The 16,681-nt window shown below is 58.3% G+C and carries 18 protein-coding genes and 1 pseudogene; 3 read left to right on the top strand and 16 right to left on the bottom strand.

From position 1 onward, the window contains the following. A partial coding sequence (locus tag GTK01_RS20085; protein ID WP_252929500.1) for a transposase occupies positions 1–167 on the bottom strand: 167 nt, incomplete at its 3' end. Between the two features lie 20 nt (positions 168–187). On the opposite strand from GTK01_RS20085, the gene GTK01_RS20080 reads away from it, so the two are divergent. Then, a complete protein-coding gene (locus tag GTK01_RS20080) occupies positions 188–598 on the top strand; it encodes an FMN-binding negative transcriptional regulator (protein ID WP_256483992.1) in 411 nt (136 codons plus the stop codon). Positions 599–872: 274 nt separating this feature from the next. Here GTK01_RS20080 and GTK01_RS20075 read toward each other — a convergent pair whose 3' ends face one another. The 9 genes from GTK01_RS20075 to GTK01_RS20035 form a co-directional block, all read right to left on the bottom strand. Next, positions 873–2,909 (bottom strand): sensor histidine kinase, encoded by a 2,037-nt coding sequence (locus GTK01_RS20075; protein WP_252929496.1) that lies wholly within the window; start codon positions 2,907–2,909, stop codon positions 873–875. A 220-nt stretch (positions 2,910–3,129) separates the two neighbouring features. Then, positions 3,130–4,358 (bottom strand): IS3 family transposase gene (locus GTK01_RS20070; RefSeq protein ID WP_252929494.1). Its coding sequence is split into 2 segments (ribosomal slippage): positions 3,130–4,010 and positions 4,010–4,358, totalling 1,230 coding nucleotides; the frame shifts between segments, so codons are not numbered across the junction. A gap of 99 nt (positions 4,359–4,457) precedes the next feature. Next, positions 4,458–4,739 carry a TIGR02281 family clan AA aspartic protease gene (locus GTK01_RS20065; protein WP_252929493.1) on the bottom strand — a complete coding sequence of 94 codons (282 nt, stop codon included), beginning with the start codon at positions 4,737–4,739 and terminating at the stop codon, positions 4,458–4,460. Between the two features lie 32 nt (positions 4,740–4,771). After that, positions 4,772–4,930, bottom strand: coding sequence for a hypothetical protein (locus GTK01_RS20060; RefSeq protein ID WP_252929482.1), 159 nt, complete (start codon positions 4,928–4,930; stop codon positions 4,772–4,774). A gap of 38 nt (positions 4,931–4,968) precedes the next feature. Continuing rightward, complete coding sequence (locus tag GTK01_RS20055; protein WP_252929480.1) at positions 4,969–6,219, bottom strand: diguanylate cyclase; 1,251 nt, start codon at positions 6,217–6,219, stop codon at positions 4,969–4,971. 32 nt (positions 6,220–6,251) lie between these two features. Beyond that, positions 6,252–7,799, bottom strand: a complete 1,548-nt coding sequence (locus GTK01_RS20050; protein WP_252929478.1) for a TadE/TadG family type IV pilus assembly protein — start codon at positions 7,797–7,799, stop codon at positions 6,252–6,254. 512 nt (positions 7,800–8,311) lie between these two features. Then, on the bottom strand, positions 8,312–8,629 hold the full coding sequence (locus tag GTK01_RS20045) for a YrhK family protein (protein WP_252929476.1): 318 nt from the start codon (positions 8,627–8,629) through the stop codon (positions 8,312–8,314). 11 nt (positions 8,630–8,640) lie between these two features. Continuing rightward, a complete protein-coding gene (locus tag GTK01_RS20040) occupies positions 8,641–8,826 on the bottom strand; it encodes a hypothetical protein (RefSeq protein WP_252929474.1) in 186 nt (61 codons plus the stop codon). An 89-nt stretch (positions 8,827–8,915) separates the two neighbouring features. Further along, entirely contained in the window at positions 8,916–9,803 is an 888-nt protein-coding gene (locus tag GTK01_RS20035; protein WP_252929472.1) for a PRC-barrel domain-containing protein, read from the bottom strand. 145 nt (positions 9,804–9,948) lie between these two features. On the opposite strand from GTK01_RS20035, the gene GTK01_RS20030 reads away from it, so the two are divergent. Beyond that, positions 9,949–10,185: a hypothetical protein gene (locus tag GTK01_RS20030; protein WP_252929470.1), complete on the top strand. Its 237-nt coding sequence runs from the start codon at positions 9,949–9,951 to the stop codon at positions 10,183–10,185. Positions 10,186–10,320: 135 nt separating this feature from the next. Here the strand turns inward: GTK01_RS20030 and GTK01_RS20025 are convergent, their stop codons facing one another. Both GTK01_RS20025 and GTK01_RS20020 read right to left on the bottom strand, forming a co-directional pair. Next, on the bottom strand, positions 10,321–10,953 hold the full coding sequence (locus GTK01_RS20025; protein ID WP_252929468.1) for a tyrosine-type recombinase/integrase: 633 nt from the start codon (positions 10,951–10,953) through the stop codon (positions 10,321–10,323). A gap of 242 nt (positions 10,954–11,195) precedes the next feature. Further along, positions 11,196–12,068 (bottom strand): LysR family transcriptional regulator, encoded by an 873-nt coding sequence (locus GTK01_RS20020; protein WP_252929466.1) that lies wholly within the window; start codon positions 12,066–12,068, stop codon positions 11,196–11,198. A 160-nt stretch (positions 12,069–12,228) separates the two neighbouring features. Here GTK01_RS20020 and GTK01_RS20015 point away from each other — a divergent pair, with 160 nt between their 5' ends. Next, a complete protein-coding gene (locus GTK01_RS20015; RefSeq protein ID WP_252929464.1) occupies positions 12,229–12,948 on the top strand; it encodes a putative quinol monooxygenase in 720 nt (239 codons plus the stop codon). A gap of 763 nt (positions 12,949–13,711) precedes the next feature. Here GTK01_RS20015 and GTK01_RS20010 read toward each other — a convergent pair. The 4 genes and pseudogenes from GTK01_RS20010 to GTK01_RS19995 form a co-directional block, all read right to left on the bottom strand. Beyond that, positions 13,712–14,578: a mechanosensitive ion channel domain-containing protein gene (locus GTK01_RS20010; protein WP_252929462.1), complete on the bottom strand. Its 867-nt coding sequence runs from the start codon at positions 14,576–14,578 to the stop codon at positions 13,712–13,714. 25 nt (positions 14,579–14,603) lie between these two features. Beyond that, positions 14,604–15,587 (bottom strand): calcium/sodium antiporter, encoded by a 984-nt coding sequence (locus GTK01_RS20005; protein WP_252929459.1) that lies wholly within the window; start codon positions 15,585–15,587, stop codon positions 14,604–14,606. 56 nt (positions 15,588–15,643) lie between these two features. Then, positions 15,644–15,976 (bottom strand): annotated as a pseudogene (locus GTK01_RS20000) (transposase); the annotation flags it as partial. 192 nt (positions 15,977–16,168) lie between these two features. After that, positions 16,169–16,681: phosphatase PAP2 family protein (locus GTK01_RS19995; RefSeq protein ID WP_252929444.1), on the bottom strand; the 513-nt coding region annotated here is incomplete at its 5' end.

Genomic DNA, 16,681 nt, shown 5'->3' with positions numbered 1-16,681 from the left:
GCCTTCTTCACCCAGTCCAGCAACGTGTGGGCCGAGCAGCCGATCTTTGCCGCTATCGACTGGCAGGCGGTCCAGCGAGAGGAATGGTCAGCCTCGTGATCCAACACCAACCGCACAGCGCGCTCGCGCACCTCAGGGGAAAACTTGTTCGTCGTCTTGCTCGTCATGGCTCCATCCTATTTGGAAGTTGGAGCCTCCGGCAAACCCGGGGCGGTTCATTTCGCCCAATAGCTACCCCTCGAAGCTGGAACATCATCGCCATGTGCCGACCTGGAATTACCAGGTGGTGCACATTCATGGCATCATTACTTTCCAGCACGACGAACGCAGCAAGCGGGCTGCGATCGGCCTATTGACCCGCGACCAGGAACGCCGGGTCAATGGTGACAAGGCTTGGAGAATGGCCGATGCACCGGCCGACTATATGCTCGACATGATCGGCAAGATTGTTGCGTTCCGGATTTCGGTGACCCGCACGGTCGCAAAATCAAAGCTCAGTCAAAACCGGGATCAACGTGATTTCGACGGAGCGGTTGAGGGGCTGAGGGCACACGGTGACCAAGCCCTGTCCGAGCGTATGGCCGCAACGAGGCGCTGATGTCTCTCGCCAGCTAGATGTCTGCTCCAAGGGGCTTTAGCGAAAAAGCAGACTGTCAGCTAACCACCCCATTCTGGCCGTGGGCGTCAGCCAGCGGAGCACGATGGGAAATCTTTTCCTACCGACGCCTCTGGGGCCGCCTGCGGACAGTCCGGTTTTAGGGATCATCGCCGGTTAGCTGCCGTTCCGAATGCGACCCCATTTCGGTCATTTAAGGTGGACTGACGGCTTCCCAAAAGCTGACCATCATCGAGTGCAGGCATGTCCCAATCTTCTATCGTGATGAGGCGCGCAGCGTCATCGTCATCGTGCAGATCACGCCAGTAGTTCGGTATTCGATCGTTAGACCGTCGCCATCCTCGCCCTCAAAGACCCGGCTAAGCAGACGCGAGCCGAAGCCTTTGCGGATTGGTGGCTGTACGATCGGTCCATCTTCTTCTTCCCACCGGATAACGAGACGCTCTTGCAAGCTGATCAAATGCCGTGTCCAGGTAATATTGACGCGGCCGTCCCCATTGCTCAGCGCTCCATACTTGGCAGCATTCGTTACCAGTTCGTGGAGAGCAAGCGAAAGCGCAAGACTGGTTTCGGGATGCAGTCTTGTCGGCGGACCCTCGCAAGTCACGCGTTCTTGAAAGCCAACCGAGCATGCCTCACGAACGAGATCACGTACATCGGCACTGTGCCAGCTCTCCTTGTTCAAGATGTCGTGGGCTCGGGAAAGGGCAACAAGCCGAGAAGCCAAAGCTTCTTGCGCCTCGTCCTTGGTGGCCGTGAGGCGCATCGTTTGCTGACTTATCGAGAGAACAGTTGCGAGCGTATTTTTGACGCGATGGTTGAGTTCGTTGATCAACAGTTTCCGCTTCTCTTCATCGACCTTTCGTCTGGTGATGTCGATACCGGCCGCCACCGCGCCGCGCACAAGGCCGTCGTCATCAAACAGGGGTCGCGAAGACACAAGAAGCGTGACTTTCTCGCCGTGGCGCAGATATTGCCGCTCCTGCTGGTCGGCTTGACCCCCGTTGAGTGAGTCGATCAGCATGTCCGTCGGAGCAGACTGCGGTCCGACTGTTTCGCCTTCCGCTTTCGATGATGGGGGTTGAACGACCGTCAATTCCGTGGCGACGGGATTTGCCGCCGTCGTTTCAATATCGGTACCGAAATTATACCAGACGGCCGCAGGTACGGCCTCCAAGACCCGTTCTAGCTCCCGCGTCCGCGCGACGATCTTTCGGTCGGCTTGAACAAAAGCGTCGCCGATGGAGTCGAGTTCCGCAAATCCCGAGCCGACGGCGGCGGTACGGCCCATTCCAACTTCGGCCGCTGAGGTCATGAGAATGTTGGTTGCGCGGCTGAGCCGACGCGCCAATACGAACGCTGTAATTAGAGCAACGGCCAAGGCCGCAAGAAATCCGAGCGCGATGAGGAGCAGCGTGCGCCGCAGTGGCGCGTGCACCTCTGCCAGCGGGATGTTCGCAGCGATGAGCCAGCCGGCGAAATCGAGCCGCGCAAAGCCCGCGAGCAACTCCAGCCCGTCACGGTTGCTGCTGACGAAGCTGCCGCGATCTCCCACTGCAAGTTGGAGATACTCTCGTACACCTGGCGTCCCCGTGAACCGCTGGTGCTCTTGGGATCGTGAAACATAGGTGCCGTTACCATCTGCAACTCCAATTACCCAGCCAGACGGCGCTGCATTGGCCAATAGCGGGGCAAATCTTGTCGTAGGAACGGTGACAGCAAGCAGAAGGGGGTCGCCATGGTCGAGCTGGACCGGAAGAACAACGGGAACCCGGTACTCGCCGCTGATCGGGCTCTTGTAGACGGAGCCAACCGACGCGGATCCTTGCCGGAACAGTTGCTTGGTCTCATCCGGTATCGGGACTGCGGGAGGCAGTGGCGCGCCGAACGGCACCTGGGTGTTCAGCAACTGCGTTTCGTCCAGCCGCCGCAACAACACGACCTCGTCATGTCCGGCAACCAGGCGTCGCGCTTCCTGATGAAGGCCGCGGAAGTCCTGGTCGCGCATGCTTGTCGAGGTAGCCAATCCGGCGAGTTCCGCCAATAGGATCCGCAGCTCGCTTTCAAGGATTGTGGAGGTCTGCTCGGCAATTCGAATAGACGCGCGCTCGATGCGGCTGCGCTCCCAGTCTGCCAGAAACCAGATGAGGACCAGCGAAAATATGGCCACAGGAGCCAGGCCAGCCACGCCGATCAGATAAAGATACCGCCTGAGCGAAACGGTGCTGACCAAATGCGACACAAAAGCCTCTCTTGTTGAGATCATGTAAGTCGCAACACGGTCATCCCGCAAGCGGAAGACTCCTCTGTTTACAACATGTAGCTTTGATCCCCTTTTTCGCTCCCAATCTTAGTCTGGCAGCAACCCTCGGTGCTGATGGGCTGTCCAAAAGGACTGGCTACTTTGCCAGCTCGTTATTGTTCGAGAATCAGTTGATCGCGTTCGAACTGATAGCGTTTCAGTCCCTTGCGAATGGAGTGACCCCGTTTCGCCGGACAGTCGGCGGTTGGGTTTAGGCACTGAGACGCAGGAACTCGCGTGGTGAGCGGAACCTGAGTCCGGAGTGCGGGTGGACCTCACAGTAGTCGTCGATCCAGTCGGGCAGCAAGGCCAGGATGGTGTCGGCGTCTGGGAGGATGACGGTCGAGGCGTAGTCCCTTTTCAGTGTTTTGACGAAGGCCTCGGACATGCCGTTGCTCTGTGGACTTCGAACGGGGGTAAAGAGCAGATCGATGCCGAGGGCAGCGGCGACCTGCGCGGTCTCCCTGGCGATATAGGCACTGCCATTGTCCGAGAGCCATTCCAGTCGGTGCGGGACCTTAAGGGTCTTGAAGCGGCGTTCGGCCGCCACGATCATCAAGTCACAGACCATTTCACCAGAGATGCCGGCATTGGCCACGGCTGACCAGGCGATGATCTCCCGGTCGCAGGCATCGATGACGAACACAATGCGGACCACCTCGCCATTGCGGGCACGGATCTCCAGATGATCTGAGCACCAGCGGATGTTGGAGCGCAGCGCAACGACGACGCCGTCGTGAGTGCGGGTCGGCCGCAGAGCCGTATGCTTTTGGAGCGTCAGCCCGTTTTGCTGCATGACCCTGAGCACGCGCTTGGCGTTGACCATGGGCAGGCCATCCCGTCGCCTCTGCCGGTTCAGCAATGCCGTCACCCGGCGATATCCATAGGTCGGCCGCTGGTCGATGATTGGGCGCAGCTCCGCCAGAAGAACGATGTCGTCGGGCTTGCGATAAGATCCTCGTGGCTTGGACGGTTTGTTGGTGCGTTCGATCAGGTTCGACCGGGAGACGCCGAGCGTTCTGGCGATCGCGCTCATTGGGAACCGCCCTCTGGATCGCTCCACGACAGCAACGGCGGCGTCCGTTTTTTTGGGCGAGCGAGTTCAAGGGCTTCCTTGAGAATCTCGGCTTCCATGGTTTTCCTGCCCAGCATGCGCTCAAGTTCGCGTACCCGCTTCTCCAACTCGCGGACCTGAGAAGCGCCGACGACATCTTCATCAGCGTGAACGGCGGCATGACCGCCTTCGAGCATGCGACGCTTCCAAGCGAAGAGCTGGGAAGGCGAAATGCCGGCACGACGTGCCACGTAGGAAACGCTCATGCCCGGCTGCATGGCTTCCTCCACCAGCCGGACCTTCTCGGCCACTGACCAGCGCCGGCGGCGCTGCACGGAAGTGATGACTTCGATCCGCTGAAACGGCTCATCAGAACTCTTGGACATAGTCGTACTCATAGGCGAATGCCTATGCCTTATCGGCTATGCCGCCTGTCCGGTCAAAATGGGGTGCGCTCCAGCGAAGCTAATGGCGATCAACGCGCCTCAAAGTGCTGAATCTTGTAATATCACTGCCCCGACCTCCCGAATGGTGATACCGCCAATTTCCAGTTTCGAAAACGTCACGGGTGCAGCGTAGATCTGACCATTTGCCGTGGTAAAGGCTTGGGTAAAGTCGCCAGTTGACACGAATATGCCTGACCGGCGTGCAGTGGACACATTCAAAGCTACGACGCTAGCGCGGGTATCGATCATGGCCTGCACCAGGCGTCCATTGACCCGGAAGCTACCAGGGAAATGGCCGCTTTGGTCGGCCTCAAGCCTCACGCGGCGGCTCGTTGTGCGTTCTTCGGATCGCGCTAAAACATGGCCAGCGCCGGGATTTCTTCAATTTTGTCCGATCCCAGGAATAGCTTGGCAATGCCCGGCATTAAGCCCGGCTGCGCCTCGTGGATGACCGCGACCGCCAGTGCGATACACGTCACGACTGAGCCAAGTAACATGATATTCCGTAGCATGATCAACTCCGGGTCCAAGCCAATCCGAGATGCATCCTCTATCGTCCGGTAGTCTTATTGCCGAAACTTGGGAGCAGCAGTTTGCGAGACGGGAATTCAGCGATTTCTGCGGAGAGATGCGCTGGGGGACAGACCCGATTGCGCCCGTTCTGCTTGGCGCGGTAGAGAGCCGCGTCGGCGTTGCGGATTAAGTCCTGACAGCTGAGCGCACTTCGCGATGGCGTAGCGGCTACGCCGATACTGACCGTAACGTTTGGTGCGACCGGACTGTATTTGTGCGGAATGGCTGCCATATCGACGGCAAGACGGACGCGCTCGGCGATGGAGACCGCCCGCGCCATATCCATCCCCTCGCACAAGATTAAAAATTCCTCGCCACCGTACCGAAATGCTCTGTCGTTTGGACCGCGAAGTTCGCCAGCGATCAAAGCGGCAATGCGTTGAAGACACTTGTCACCAGCCAAGTGCCCAAAGCCGTCATTGTAAGATTTGAAATGGTCGACATCGACCATCATCATGCTGATCGTTCGTGCCGGTCCCGATTCCGGCCAAAGCCGTCTGAGATGACGATCCAGCTCGCGGCGATTGCCCAGGCCAGTCAGAGGATCCTGTCTGGACAATCCTTCCAGTTCGTCCCGTCGTAGCCGGTCCTTCAGCCGAAGAAGATAACCGATCCGGAACTGGCGTTCGAGAGAGTAGTTGGCGACCAGGGTGAACACCGCGCCGCCGCTGAGGATCATCACGCTGCTGAGTGCCGCCTCTGACGGCAAACTGGGCATATGCCCGACAGCAATGGTGTACATCGTCACGATCGCGGTCGACGCCGCCACGGCGTATGGGAAATGAAGCCGCTGCACGACGTTTGCGAACAGCACGACCAGGATGATCCCGTAGTGATGGAAGATCACGAGCGGGCTTTGGCTGGTTGACGTGAGATACAGAACACTTGCGGCGACGATCACGCTGATTGTTGCCTGCGACGCCTCGCGGATCCGCGCCGACGGGCGGCTGAGCAGGATCGCGACGATTAAGAGGGCTATCGGCGTGACCACTCCCAGGCGCACGACAAGCGCCGTCTGGAAGATGTCCGGTATCAGACGCCAGTCAGAGATCAAAAAGCAGTCGTAGAGGAAGAGGGCGACGATCCCACAGATGATAAGATGACGGCATCGGGCGGGGCCTGTCTCCAGTTCGTAGTGAGCCTCGAGCATTTCAGTGAACCGCAGACGCCCGCTGGTGGTTGGAAAAGAGCGCTGGAGTTCATCGGCTAAAGACGCTGCATCATCCATCGTATTCCCTTTCACGGCGAGGCGAGGCTCGACTAGCGAGCCAGCCGCACCACGCGCAATGACTGGGCAATGCCTGAGAACGCGGCAGCGAGCTTGGCTGAATCCGATGCTTCGTAATAGTGCGCCTCATCGGTGGCACACAGTTGAAGCATCTGGCGCGCCGTTGCGTCGTCGACCTTGAAGGCGACCGTGAAGATCTCGATCTGGTTGGCGCTCGCGTAGGCGCAGAGCGAAAGCGTGTCGGCATTCGTCTGCTGGTAGGAACTGGTATCCTTGAGTTTGCCCTTTCCGTTGCCGCAATTGTTGTGGGCGTCCGTACAATCCGTACCGGCGGAGACAACCGCACTTTGTTTTTCTGCGGCGTTCAGCGACGGAACGCTGCCGCTCGCATGCTTGCCGTTGTTCTTGTTGTAAAGGAGGGTGTTTTCGCCATCCGTCATGAGAACGATCACCTTGCGCGGACGCACATTGTTGGCATCGTACGCCAGACCGTCGGGGAACGGCTCCGTCGGCGAAACCGTGTTCAAACCCCAAACCAAGCCAGCGGGAATGTAGGTATAAGGCTTATAGCTGCCCCGGTTCGGCGACATGGCGACGATCGCGTCCTTGAGCCGCTTCTTGTCATTGGTCAATCGCACGATTGGATTGTGACAGTTCTGGCTGGTTTCCACGTAGCCTGGGTATTTCACGCTCTTATTATGGTCGCCGAGCCTATTGTTGCCGCCGGTCCGGGATCCCACGCAGCCGAACCATTTGTAGGCAGTGGTCGAGGTTTTGCCACCGGAGCATTGTGGTTGATCGAGTTGTCGAACCTCGGTCTTGGTGCATTCATTACCGCAGCTGTAGGTCTCGAGGACCCCATCGCGGTACCGCTCACACGTCCGTTTCGGGTTGCGAGCCAGGCACACCGTGGTTTCGGTGACGCAGGTTTCCTTGGACGTACTCGTGTTCGAATAGTCGCTGGGAACGTTGAGCCACGAGGCGCTGCGGTTCTCCGATCCGACGTTGACGTAGTCCGCGTAGGGCACGAGCGCGATGCGAACGGAATTATCAGTCGTAATGAGCAACTCGTCCACGAGACGAGCGGCTGCATCCTTCAGGGCTTCCATCCGGGTCTGACCGCTGCCGTCAGCTTCCGACATCGACCACGTATTGTCGAGCACAAGCGAAACCTCGACATTGCCGCGGACCGCCCGCTCAGCGAGAGCAGAAGCCTTGACAGCCAAGCGGTCGTAGCCCGCCAAGGCCATGAACGTCGCCGGGATCGATCCCCCGACAGTGACGTCGATCATCTCCGTTGACGTTTCCAGCCCATCGAGCCTCAGTTGCTGAACGCGGTTGCTATTCTGATTGCTCGTCAGAAAATCATTCGCCATTTGGGTCAGTTTAGCGTTGCTGCGCTCCTGCGTCGAAGCCAGCGACAGCGATGTCGCATCAGCTATCTCTTGCAAATGCCGCTCCGCGGATGTGTATCGGGAGTAGTCGACTGCCACTCCAACCGCCAAGCACAATGGGATTAGCAGGACGCCTGACATAATCGCGATATTGCCGGAACGTGACGAAAGAAACGATTTCAGCATGGCTTGCCCCCAAGACCTGTTGCATCACAGGATCGTGAGGCTGCCGGGTAAACAGGCCCTTGCTGTCATTTGTGCATTCACAAAGCCGGTTAACGGATCGCGATAGACACCCGTCGCATTCAAAAGAACTTTTCATGCGCAGAAGGCCGCAAAGACGTGACATCTTCGCAGCGTAGTCTAGTCAGTTAAGCACTTATCCACCGGATCCTCATTTTCAATTTGAATGCTGCGGCAGCGCCTTTGCAAACGCAGCCTTCCCCGTTCGACAACTCCCCGTCCAAGTTTCCACCCGACTACTGAAGTCCGGAGACGATGGCCTGGCCATCGGAGCGGCAATCGATTGCCGCCTTATACGGGACCGACAACGGACTGCGCGGTTCTGGAGATCGCTCAGCGGTAAGCTGCCGCCTCTTCCAGGTCACCGCGCGAGACCGGATCTCACAATGAAGCGGCAGCTCGTATGCTCAGAGTCCTCGCTTCTTAAAAGTAGGACGTCGCTGTTTCCCGAACAGTTAGTGCTCTTGGTCCGTCAAGGAATTCCAGCCAGCTCGTTTTGCCAGGGTATCTATATCCCCATGAGCGGCGTACCGCGCCTCGCGCATCAAACGAATGGCTGGCTTCAGTAGGAAAAACACCGATCCGGCAATGAACAGATATGTTCCCGCTGTCTTGGTCGCGTCCGACAGGAACAGAACACTGCCTGCCAAGAACGAGACGGCGGCACCGACATCGACAACCGTGTACCAAAGCTCATAAACCGCGTAGATCTGTTTGCGGCGCTCGGTCTCGCCGGGGTCGTGGTATCGCCACAGGTGGCGGATGCGCGACATTGGTTCCTCCGCTAGTCGGAGCTCTTGTCAATGAAATCCCGGGGCTGCTCGCGCCCTTCATTGGGGCGCGCTTTGTCGCCGCCTTTTTCGACGGCCGACGTCGTCTTTGCGTCCTTGCCCTGGCCAAGATGGGTACCCCCAAGGTGCCCGCCTGTGCTCATGTTTCGAACAGGGCTATCGGTCTTGTCGTTCTTCATCTCAGGTCTCCTCAATTGATCACTATACATGCGAGCAAATCGCCTTGAGGGGCGGCAATTGCCGCCCCTCAAACGTCTCGGCAAAAGGGTCAACCTCGCTGGGTCCAGAACTCGTCGGTCTTGCGACGCTCGTCCATCATCATTTCAGGATTGCGGAAACGGTCTGGATCGATTGCCGGCGCTTCTTCCAGTTCGGCCGCGGAGCGCTCGACGACGATCATTTCGAGACCCGGCGTCGCACGTACTTCGTCCCACGGAATGGCGTAATGGTCTTCGCCCATTCCAAGGAAACCGCCGCGAGCAACGATGACATAAGCAGCTGCTCCACTTTCTGGATCAATGATCACGTCACTGACGCTGCCGAGGTTTTCGTCCTCCATGTTGCGGACATCCGTGCCAGTGATGTTGTCGATCCGATAGCGCATCGTCCCATTCTCAGCGGCGAGGGGCTCAGCGAGCGCAAGTCGCTCCTGACGCCAGGTCGTGACGGATGCCGGATCCACGCCTGCTTCTTCAAGCTGCTGGGAGTAGCTGTCGTAAACCTCGTTCATCTTGGCAACGATGTACTCGCAGCCTTCATTGTCGCCGCGGTGCGCGAGAACGCGACCTGCGCCATAGAGCGCCCGGATCTGATTACGCGGTGCGTCGATGCCGACGACGTCACCGCGAGGATCCATTTCGACATTTTCTGCGCTCGTCGCGCGCGATGTGGTGGTGTCGCCCGTGGCAGGAGCAGTAGTCGCCGGGCTCTGGGTCGACTGGGGAGCTGGTGGAGCGCCATGTGCACCCGTACCCCAGCCCGAAAGCCAGAACTGGTCTTGATGCATGCGCTCCGCGAACTCGTTCATGTCGAGCAAGCAAGATTCCGCTGCCTGCGTTTCGCTTGCCTCCTGGGTCTGCTGTGCCGTGGCGCTTGTCGCCGTCAGCGCGAGCAGAGCGGTGGCAATGGCGGTAGTCGAAGCAAATTTGATAAACATATCTGTCCACCCTTGGTTAGAGGTTGGTCGGCACTCGTTTGTGCGGTGATGCAATGCCAACAGCGTCAATCTCAAAATGTTCCAGAAAGATTTGGATCGTGATCGCAGCGGCGCGGCTAGCGGAACGGTTTGGAACGTAGAGTCCGTGAAACTCGCCGAGCTATTCGACGACATCTACACGCCTACCGCCCGCGATGGTGCTGCAATTCGAGAGGTCCACGTGCGTTTGCAAAAGGCGCTTGCGGCGCTGGCTGCGTTTGAGGATCCGCGGTTTCGGATCGAAGCAATGAAACATTCACGCCTCGCGCTTCAACGCGCCGAAATCGGTTTGTCACTCGAAGAAGACAAGCGCGCAGTCCGTGACGCAGCCTCGCACGTTTAATCGTGAAAGGCAGCTATTGCGGTGCCGCTACACATTTGCAGACGGTCAGCAAACCACCCCACGATGGTCGAAGTGGCCTATAAGAACGCGTGCCGTGAGCGGCCATCCGCGCCCGGTCCGGATGGCCGCTCTACGTCAGATCTCGGTTCTCTCGGCCAAGAGGAGCGCGTCCTCCACGTCGACGCCTAGATAGCGCACCGTGTTCTCGATCTTGGAGTGACCAAGCAAGATCTGGATGGCGCGTATGTTTCCTGTCGCCCGGTAGATCATCGACGCCTTCGTGCGCCGAAGCGAGTGCGTGCCGTACTCCTCCGAACGTAGACCAATTGCGGTCACCCATTCGTCGACCAGCCGAGCATACTGCCGCGTGCTCATGTGCTTCGTGTGATCGATCCGGCTCGGGAACGCGTAGTCCTCGACCGAGCCTCCGCGTCTTTCGAGCCACGCCAGCAGGCTGGCTCTCACATCGGAAGTGATTTCGAACTGCACCGGCCGCCGCGTCTTTTGCTGGATTACGGTCGAACGGGTTCTGACCTCCGGTCCGGCGACCACATCGCGAATCCTGATCTTGACCAGGTCACATCCGCGAAGCTTGCTGTCGATTGCCAGATCGAACAGCGCCCGGTCTCGAACGCGTCTCTCGCGATCGAGAAAGAAGCGAATTGCCCAGATCTGCTTCTGGGTGAACGGACGCTTGGTGCCGACCTTCTTTCCAGCGTTCCATGCAGCGCGCTCGCGGCTGGCATCATCGTAGATAGAATGGCCCATGTGAGTTCTCCTCGGCCTTGATTGGCCGCGGGAGAAACGTCGTATGAGACTCCTGCAGGAAGGGGGCCGTAACCTGACAGGCACCTTGCTGGAACGAACTCGGGAAAGCGGACGTTCCGCGTTTACAGGAGCGGCGTCATTTCCGGCCCTTAGCTGCCGCTCGTGTCCATTGCAGTGAAAGGCAGCACGGAGCCCAGAGTGACGAATGCTGCACGATGGGCGAATGTCGATGGCCGACCTCACTACGCCGGCATGCGCGTCATCTCACGGATCAGATCATTTGTCTCTGGTCTCGTCGTTTGGTGCCGATATCGAAGGGCCAAAACAGTTCTTGATATTTCAAGGCCATCGATGGGTTTCGACACAAGGCCCGTGTCCGAAGGAATAGCGGTGGCTGGCAGGATCACCGCACCTGACCCTTGCCGAGCAAGTTCAACTAGCCAATCCACGCGATTTGACCGATAGGCCGCGTAGAGTTCGTGACCATGATCCGCGCAGGTCCCATGCAAAGCATCCCGCATTTCGCAATTTAGTCGGTCAAGCATGTCAGTTTTAGCAAGAGTCGAAAGAGAAATCGCATCTAGTTCAGACAACGGGTGCGACTTTGACACCACTACCTTGTATTCCTCATCATAGAGATGATCTATGCGATAGAGGTCTTCGCTGACCTTCTCTGCTGTGACGACAACGTCAAATTCACCATCTCGCAACCCGGCAAGAAGCTCGGAGGATGACGCAACGATCAGTTCGATTTCGGCTTGCGGCAATCGTGTACGAGTACGCTCCAAAGCTGCCGAAATCCTGTTGTGGCCAATCGTTTCGCCGATACCGACAGAAATTGGAACCCGCTCCAAGCGCAAATGACGGACCGCTTCGGCCTTAGCCTGTCGCGTCTCATCATGAACCGTCTGCAACCTTGGCTGCACGAGTTTTCCGAGTGCCGTAAGCCGGCATCCCGCACGGTCCCTGACAAACAGGTCACCTCCAAGCTCGTCTTCAAGTTTCTTGATCGCAGTCGTCAAGGAAGGTTGGGAGACATTGGAGGCACTGGCCGCATGGGTGAAGTTCCGGTGCTCGCATACCGCGAGAAAATACCTGATCTGGTTCATTTCCATCGCCGCATTCTCCGTCACATCTCGGTTCAGGTCATCAAAACAACTTCGATAGCCCATGTCTATCAAAGAATAGAATTTCGGAATTGGAGTCCGAAGCATCCGACATGGGACAAGAGTGCATCTAAGCCAAGCACGGTGCACTTCAGATCAGGAGACGACCATGAAAATGCAAATCCTTCAGACATGCGCCGCACTGTCTCTGATCACAACTTCGGCAACTGCACAGGACAACCCAATGGAAAATCACACTGCCAGCTACATCGCCATGCCGGCCGCCGAAGGCCAGACCGCTGCCTTCGCGGAGTTTCTGGCTGGTGCCGCACCCATCGTGGGAGAAACAGAGCCGGGCACTGTACTTTGGTTTGCTTTGCAAGCCGACGATACGCTCGCAATCTTTGACATCTTCGCAGATGAAGAAGCACGCGACGCTCACTTCTCAGGAGCGGTTGCTGCGGCTCTGAACCAAAACGCCGACGTGTTGGTCGACGGAGGATGGGACGACGGTGTTGTCGCGAATATAAACAACTCCGATGTCCTGTCGGCAAAGGCGCCGGTTGATCTCTACACGGCAACGACCGCCACTTACATCAAGCTCGAAGCCGCTCCAGGTAAAGGCCCCGAATTGGCAGCCTTGCTGACCGCAGCCGGCCCCATCGTCGCAGATACCGAACCCAAGACATTGTTCTGGGCGGCGCTGCAGATTGACGAGAACAACTTCGCCATCTTCGACATCTTTGCCGACAACTCTGGCCGCGAAGCGCACTTTGCCGGACAAGTCGCCGGACTCTTGAATGAAAAGGCTTCAGAATTGGTCTCAGACGGATGGGACGACGGTGTGGTGGCAAACGTCCACAATTTCGACATCCTCGCTACCAAATAATCTCGAGGTGACTTGAGAAAGAAGTGCCCGATGCAACCCATCGGGCGCTTTGCTGTTTGAATTTAGATTCACGCCAAAGCGGCCGTTCGAGTAATTGCAGCGAAAGCCGCTCCGTCCGCTCTGCAGACCTTCATGTCGTCCAAGCCGAACTTCCGCCCTCCTCCCTATCAGGACGTTGCTGCCGAGCGAGGCGAACGGCTGCTTACGGGAGCTTGGTTCCAAATCGGGAACGACCGGAATGGGGGCGCAAAGCGGAAATCGCTTTCCGCTTGATTTTCTCTTTCGTTCTGGTTTGGCGATACGGCAGCTTTGCGCCCCCATTCCGGTCATCCATGATCCTCCGGTGGTCGCCCAAAAGCTGCCACTCCTAAAGACGCTGTGGACGGCTCAAGTGGGGTGGGTAACCCGCCCCGTTTCGACGGCATAGTTCGCATAGCAAGGAAGGCTTGAGGCGATCCTCAAGCTCAGCCTTGTGGCTGACGATCATCGACGGATCGTACTCATCACCGGCGAGGCACGGCGCCGACACTGATCAACCGAGCAGAAGCTCCAGCTCATTGAGGAGCGCCTCCTCCCAGGCGAGACGGTGCGGACCTAAGGGACTTGATGTCCGAAAGGCGGCGAAACTGGGTGGTGAGAGAGTCTTGCCAGAACCACACACAGTCGCGACAGCCGTTACACTCTGCGCTACCGGGTATGGCAGTCAGAACAGCAAGAGCGGCCCTTCACCGTGCACCACCCCTGGAAAGTTTGACTCCGAGCATCACGATCGATCGGCCGATGAACCTTGTTTTTCCGCGAAGCGGATGAGCGTCATGATCTCTCTGGTGATGGCGTCCTCTAGGACGTCGGCTTGGCGTGTGGGGCAGAACAGGCTCACAGTCACCCGCTGCTTGCCAAGGTCGGTGGTGGAGAAGCGGATGCGGCTATCGGGCTCAAGAATGTCGACGCCGCTCCGGCGTTCGATCCGCGCGTTTACCCGCGCGGCCTCTTCGCGATGAGCACCGTAGTGCCGATCGACGATGGTAGCGATCTCGGCGTCTCGATCTAGCAAGTCCACATCGGGCTCAGCCGTGACGGCGAAACTGTGGAAGGTGTAGTCGCGCAAAACGCTCAGGTTGCGGATGGGTGATGTGAAAAAAACACTGTTTGGGAGCACCGCCGTCCGGCCAGTATAGTGGAAGGAACTCGGTTGAAACTCTTGGATTGTGGTCGCCAAGAGTGTGTGGTCCACGACCTCACCCCGGACACCATAGACCTCGATCCAGTCGCCGACCGTGAAAGCACGCGTCGAGGATCGCATCAGCGATCCGGAAACGCAGAGGATCATCTCCTTAGTGGCGACGACAAGTGCGACGGCGACGGCGGCAAGCGACAACGCGAAGGTCCTGAGCTGCGGCGCCCAAATCAGGACAAGGCCCAGCAAAAGCAGGAAGAGCAGAACATTTCTGCTGGTTGCAATCCAGCGACGCAAGACATGTGGCGGTAGACTGGTCCGCATCCGGATCAGCTTGACCAAGATCGTCCGAGCAATCCAGAGAACCAGGATGAGTAGTGCCGACGCCACGAGGTCGGGCGAAGCCGCACCGAGTGCGAGCGGCACGTTCCATGAGCTCAGGTCGAAGGTCATCGGGCCGCCTTGTTCTCCGGTTCCCTTACGGCCAGATTAGGTAGACATAGACCGCATATCCTGCAAGCAGCGCTAATCCTTCGAGCCGCGAGATTCTGAAGCCGGTCCAGGCCACTAGAAGTAACGCCGCTGAGACGCCGATCATAACGAGGTTGTCGAACGAGACGATAACGAAAGGTACAACGCCAGGTGCGATCAGTGCGGTGAAGCCGCCGATCCCGAGGATGTTGTAGATATTGGAGCCAACGATATTGCCAAAGGCCACGTCACCCTGCCGCCGCAGCCCCGCTACTGCAGAGGTAACAAGCTCTGGCATTGACGTGCCAACGGCAACAATGGTCAGTCCAATAACGGTCTCGGCGATGCCCAAGCCGCGAGCGAGCGAAACTGCGCCCTCCACAAGGAAGCGCCCGCCAAGCACAACAAGGACAAGCCCGCCGAGCGCAATCAGGAGCGGGACGACCAGCGGTTGGCCGTTTGTCGTCTCAGGTATAAGAGCAGCATCTACCTCCTGAAGCGCGAGGCTCTTGTCATAAATTGCTCCGTGATCAGTTCTTGCCGCCACTCGCTCCTGCCGAAATGCGAACCAGACATAGAGCCCAAGCACCGCTACAAAAGCTCCCCCGACGGTACGTCCGAGCGGCATTAGGGCGGCAAGCGCTGCGAAAACGACAGCGACAGCCAGCATCACCACGCCGTCGCGCCTCAGCGCCTTTGATGCCACGGCGATCGGTGCAAGGAGCGCAGCTATGCCTAGAATCAAGAGAATGTTGGCGATATTGGAACCAACAATGTTGCCATAGGCGATGCCGGGAGCATCCGAAAGCGCGGCCTGAATCGAGGTCACCAATTCCGGCGTAGAGGTTCCGAACCCCACAAGCGTGAGGCCGATGACAAGAGGTGAGACGCCTAGCCGCGTAGCCACGTTCACTGCACCCCGCACAAGAAGCTCGCCGCCCGCAATCAGGAGAACGAGACCACCAAGAAGCGGCAGCCACACTTCTGTCATTGCAAAATCTCCCTCCTCGGCCCGGTCTGCCCCTATGGGGTGGTCCGGTTTCAATCTTAGTGCATGATCGGCTTTGCGGCCATTGCTTGTGCGGACGGTGGCGCCGATCCACGGGTGGGTGCTGGCCAGACAACGGCTTCCGGTGCCGGCGGCCTATACCCGATCGATGAGTGCGGTCGCTCAGTGTTGTAGTAGCGCCGCCAAGCCTCGATGATGACCCTCGCCTCAGCGAGGCTGTAGAAGATCTCGCCACTGAGCAGTTCGTCGCGCAGCTTGGAGTTGAAGCTCTCGCAGTAGCCATTCTCCCGAGGGCTGCCAGGTTCGATGAACGCGGTTTTCGCTCCCGCTGCTGCGATCCACTCCCGGACGGCCTTGGCGATGAAGTCCGGTAGAGGATAATTCCTCTCGATGTCTCATTCAGGTTTCCGGGCCATGTTTCTCTCGCAGTTGGGTTGATGGCAAATGACTTCAGACTTCCAGGTCCTGTACGACCTGCGCGTCAAGATGGCCTCACGCACGAAATTCCTGACAGTCCCCGTGACAAGTTCTGCAGGATGTCTGTTCGTCCGGCTGGTATCGGGTCAAGTTTGGCTCACCTCAGGCTCAACCTCTCCACGCCGCGCGAGCACGCGCGCGACCAACATGCACACCGTGGCCCAGCCAGCTCCGGCTAGCCATCCTGCCAAGACATCAGTCGGCCAATGGACCCCGAGATAGACGCGACTGATGCCAACCAGGATGGTCGTCATCGCCGCAAGCGACAGCACGAATATCTTCAGCCGCCTCTGCGGCAGCGTCCGCGCAACCAAGACGCCGAGCGTAAGATAGACCACCGCTGCCATCATAGAGTGACCTGACGGGAAACTGGCGGTGTGTACGAAAGAGCCATGCGGTACGAGGTCGGGCCGCGGTCGATCGAAGAACTCTTTTGCCACGCTCGAAATGAGCAGCCCGCCGCCCACGGACGCTAGGCTGTGTGGACGAATTGACTCAGGTACAGGTTTTGGGGTTCCGCGGATGAATCCGGCCTGATTCATAGGTTGCCGACTGATTTGGGAGGTCGGCGATGTCCACAAAGATGACGGATACGGATT

Origin of the sequence: Aliihoeflea sp. 40Bstr573 (genome assembly GCF_024105655.1) — a bacterium.
Classification (GTDB): Bacteria; Pseudomonadota; Alphaproteobacteria; order Rhizobiales; family Rhizobiaceae; genus Aliihoeflea.
The sequence above is the reverse complement of the archived record's forward strand: the minus strand, read 5'-3'. Positions and strand labels throughout refer to the sequence as shown.

What these genes read in the sequence shown, in the direction of transcription:
- GTK01_RS20055 (WP_252929480.1), bottom strand. Translation starts at nt 6,219, where the DNA reads ATGGATGATGCAGCGTCTTTAGCCGATGAACTCCAGCGCTCTTTTCCA.
- GTK01_RS20050 (WP_252929478.1), bottom strand. Translation starts at nt 7,799, where the DNA reads ATGCTGAAATCGTTTCTTTCGTCACGTTCCGGCAATATCGCGATTATG.
- GTK01_RS20025 (WP_252929468.1), bottom strand. Translation starts at nt 10,953, where the DNA reads ATGGGCCATTCTATCTACGATGATGCCAGCCGCGAGCGCGCTGCATGG.
- GTK01_RS20040 (WP_252929474.1), bottom strand. Translation starts at nt 8,826, where the DNA reads ATGAAGAACGACAAGACCGATAGCCCTGTTCGAAACATGAGCACAGGC.
- GTK01_RS20010 (WP_252929462.1), bottom strand. Translation starts at nt 14,578, where the DNA reads ATGACCTTCGACCTGAGCTCATGGAACGTGCCGCTCGCACTCGGTGCG.
- GTK01_RS20005 (WP_252929459.1), bottom strand. Translation starts at nt 15,587, where the DNA reads ATGACAGAAGTGTGGCTGCCGCTTCTTGGTGGTCTCGTTCTCCTGATT.
- GTK01_RS20015 (WP_252929464.1), top strand. Translation starts at nt 12,229, where the DNA reads ATGAAAATGCAAATCCTTCAGACATGCGCCGCACTGTCTCTGATCACA.
- GTK01_RS20045 (WP_252929476.1), bottom strand. Translation starts at nt 8,629, where the DNA reads ATGTCGCGCATCCGCCACCTGTGGCGATACCACGACCCCGGCGAGACC.
- GTK01_RS20060 (WP_252929482.1), bottom strand. Translation starts at nt 4,930, where the DNA reads ATGCTACGGAATATCATGTTACTTGGCTCAGTCGTGACGTGTATCGCA.
- GTK01_RS20035 (WP_252929472.1), bottom strand. Translation starts at nt 9,803, where the DNA reads ATGTTTATCAAATTTGCTTCGACTACCGCCATTGCCACCGCTCTGCTC.
- GTK01_RS20020 (WP_252929466.1), bottom strand. Translation starts at nt 12,068, where the DNA reads ATGGAAATGAACCAGATCAGGTATTTTCTCGCGGTATGCGAGCACCGG.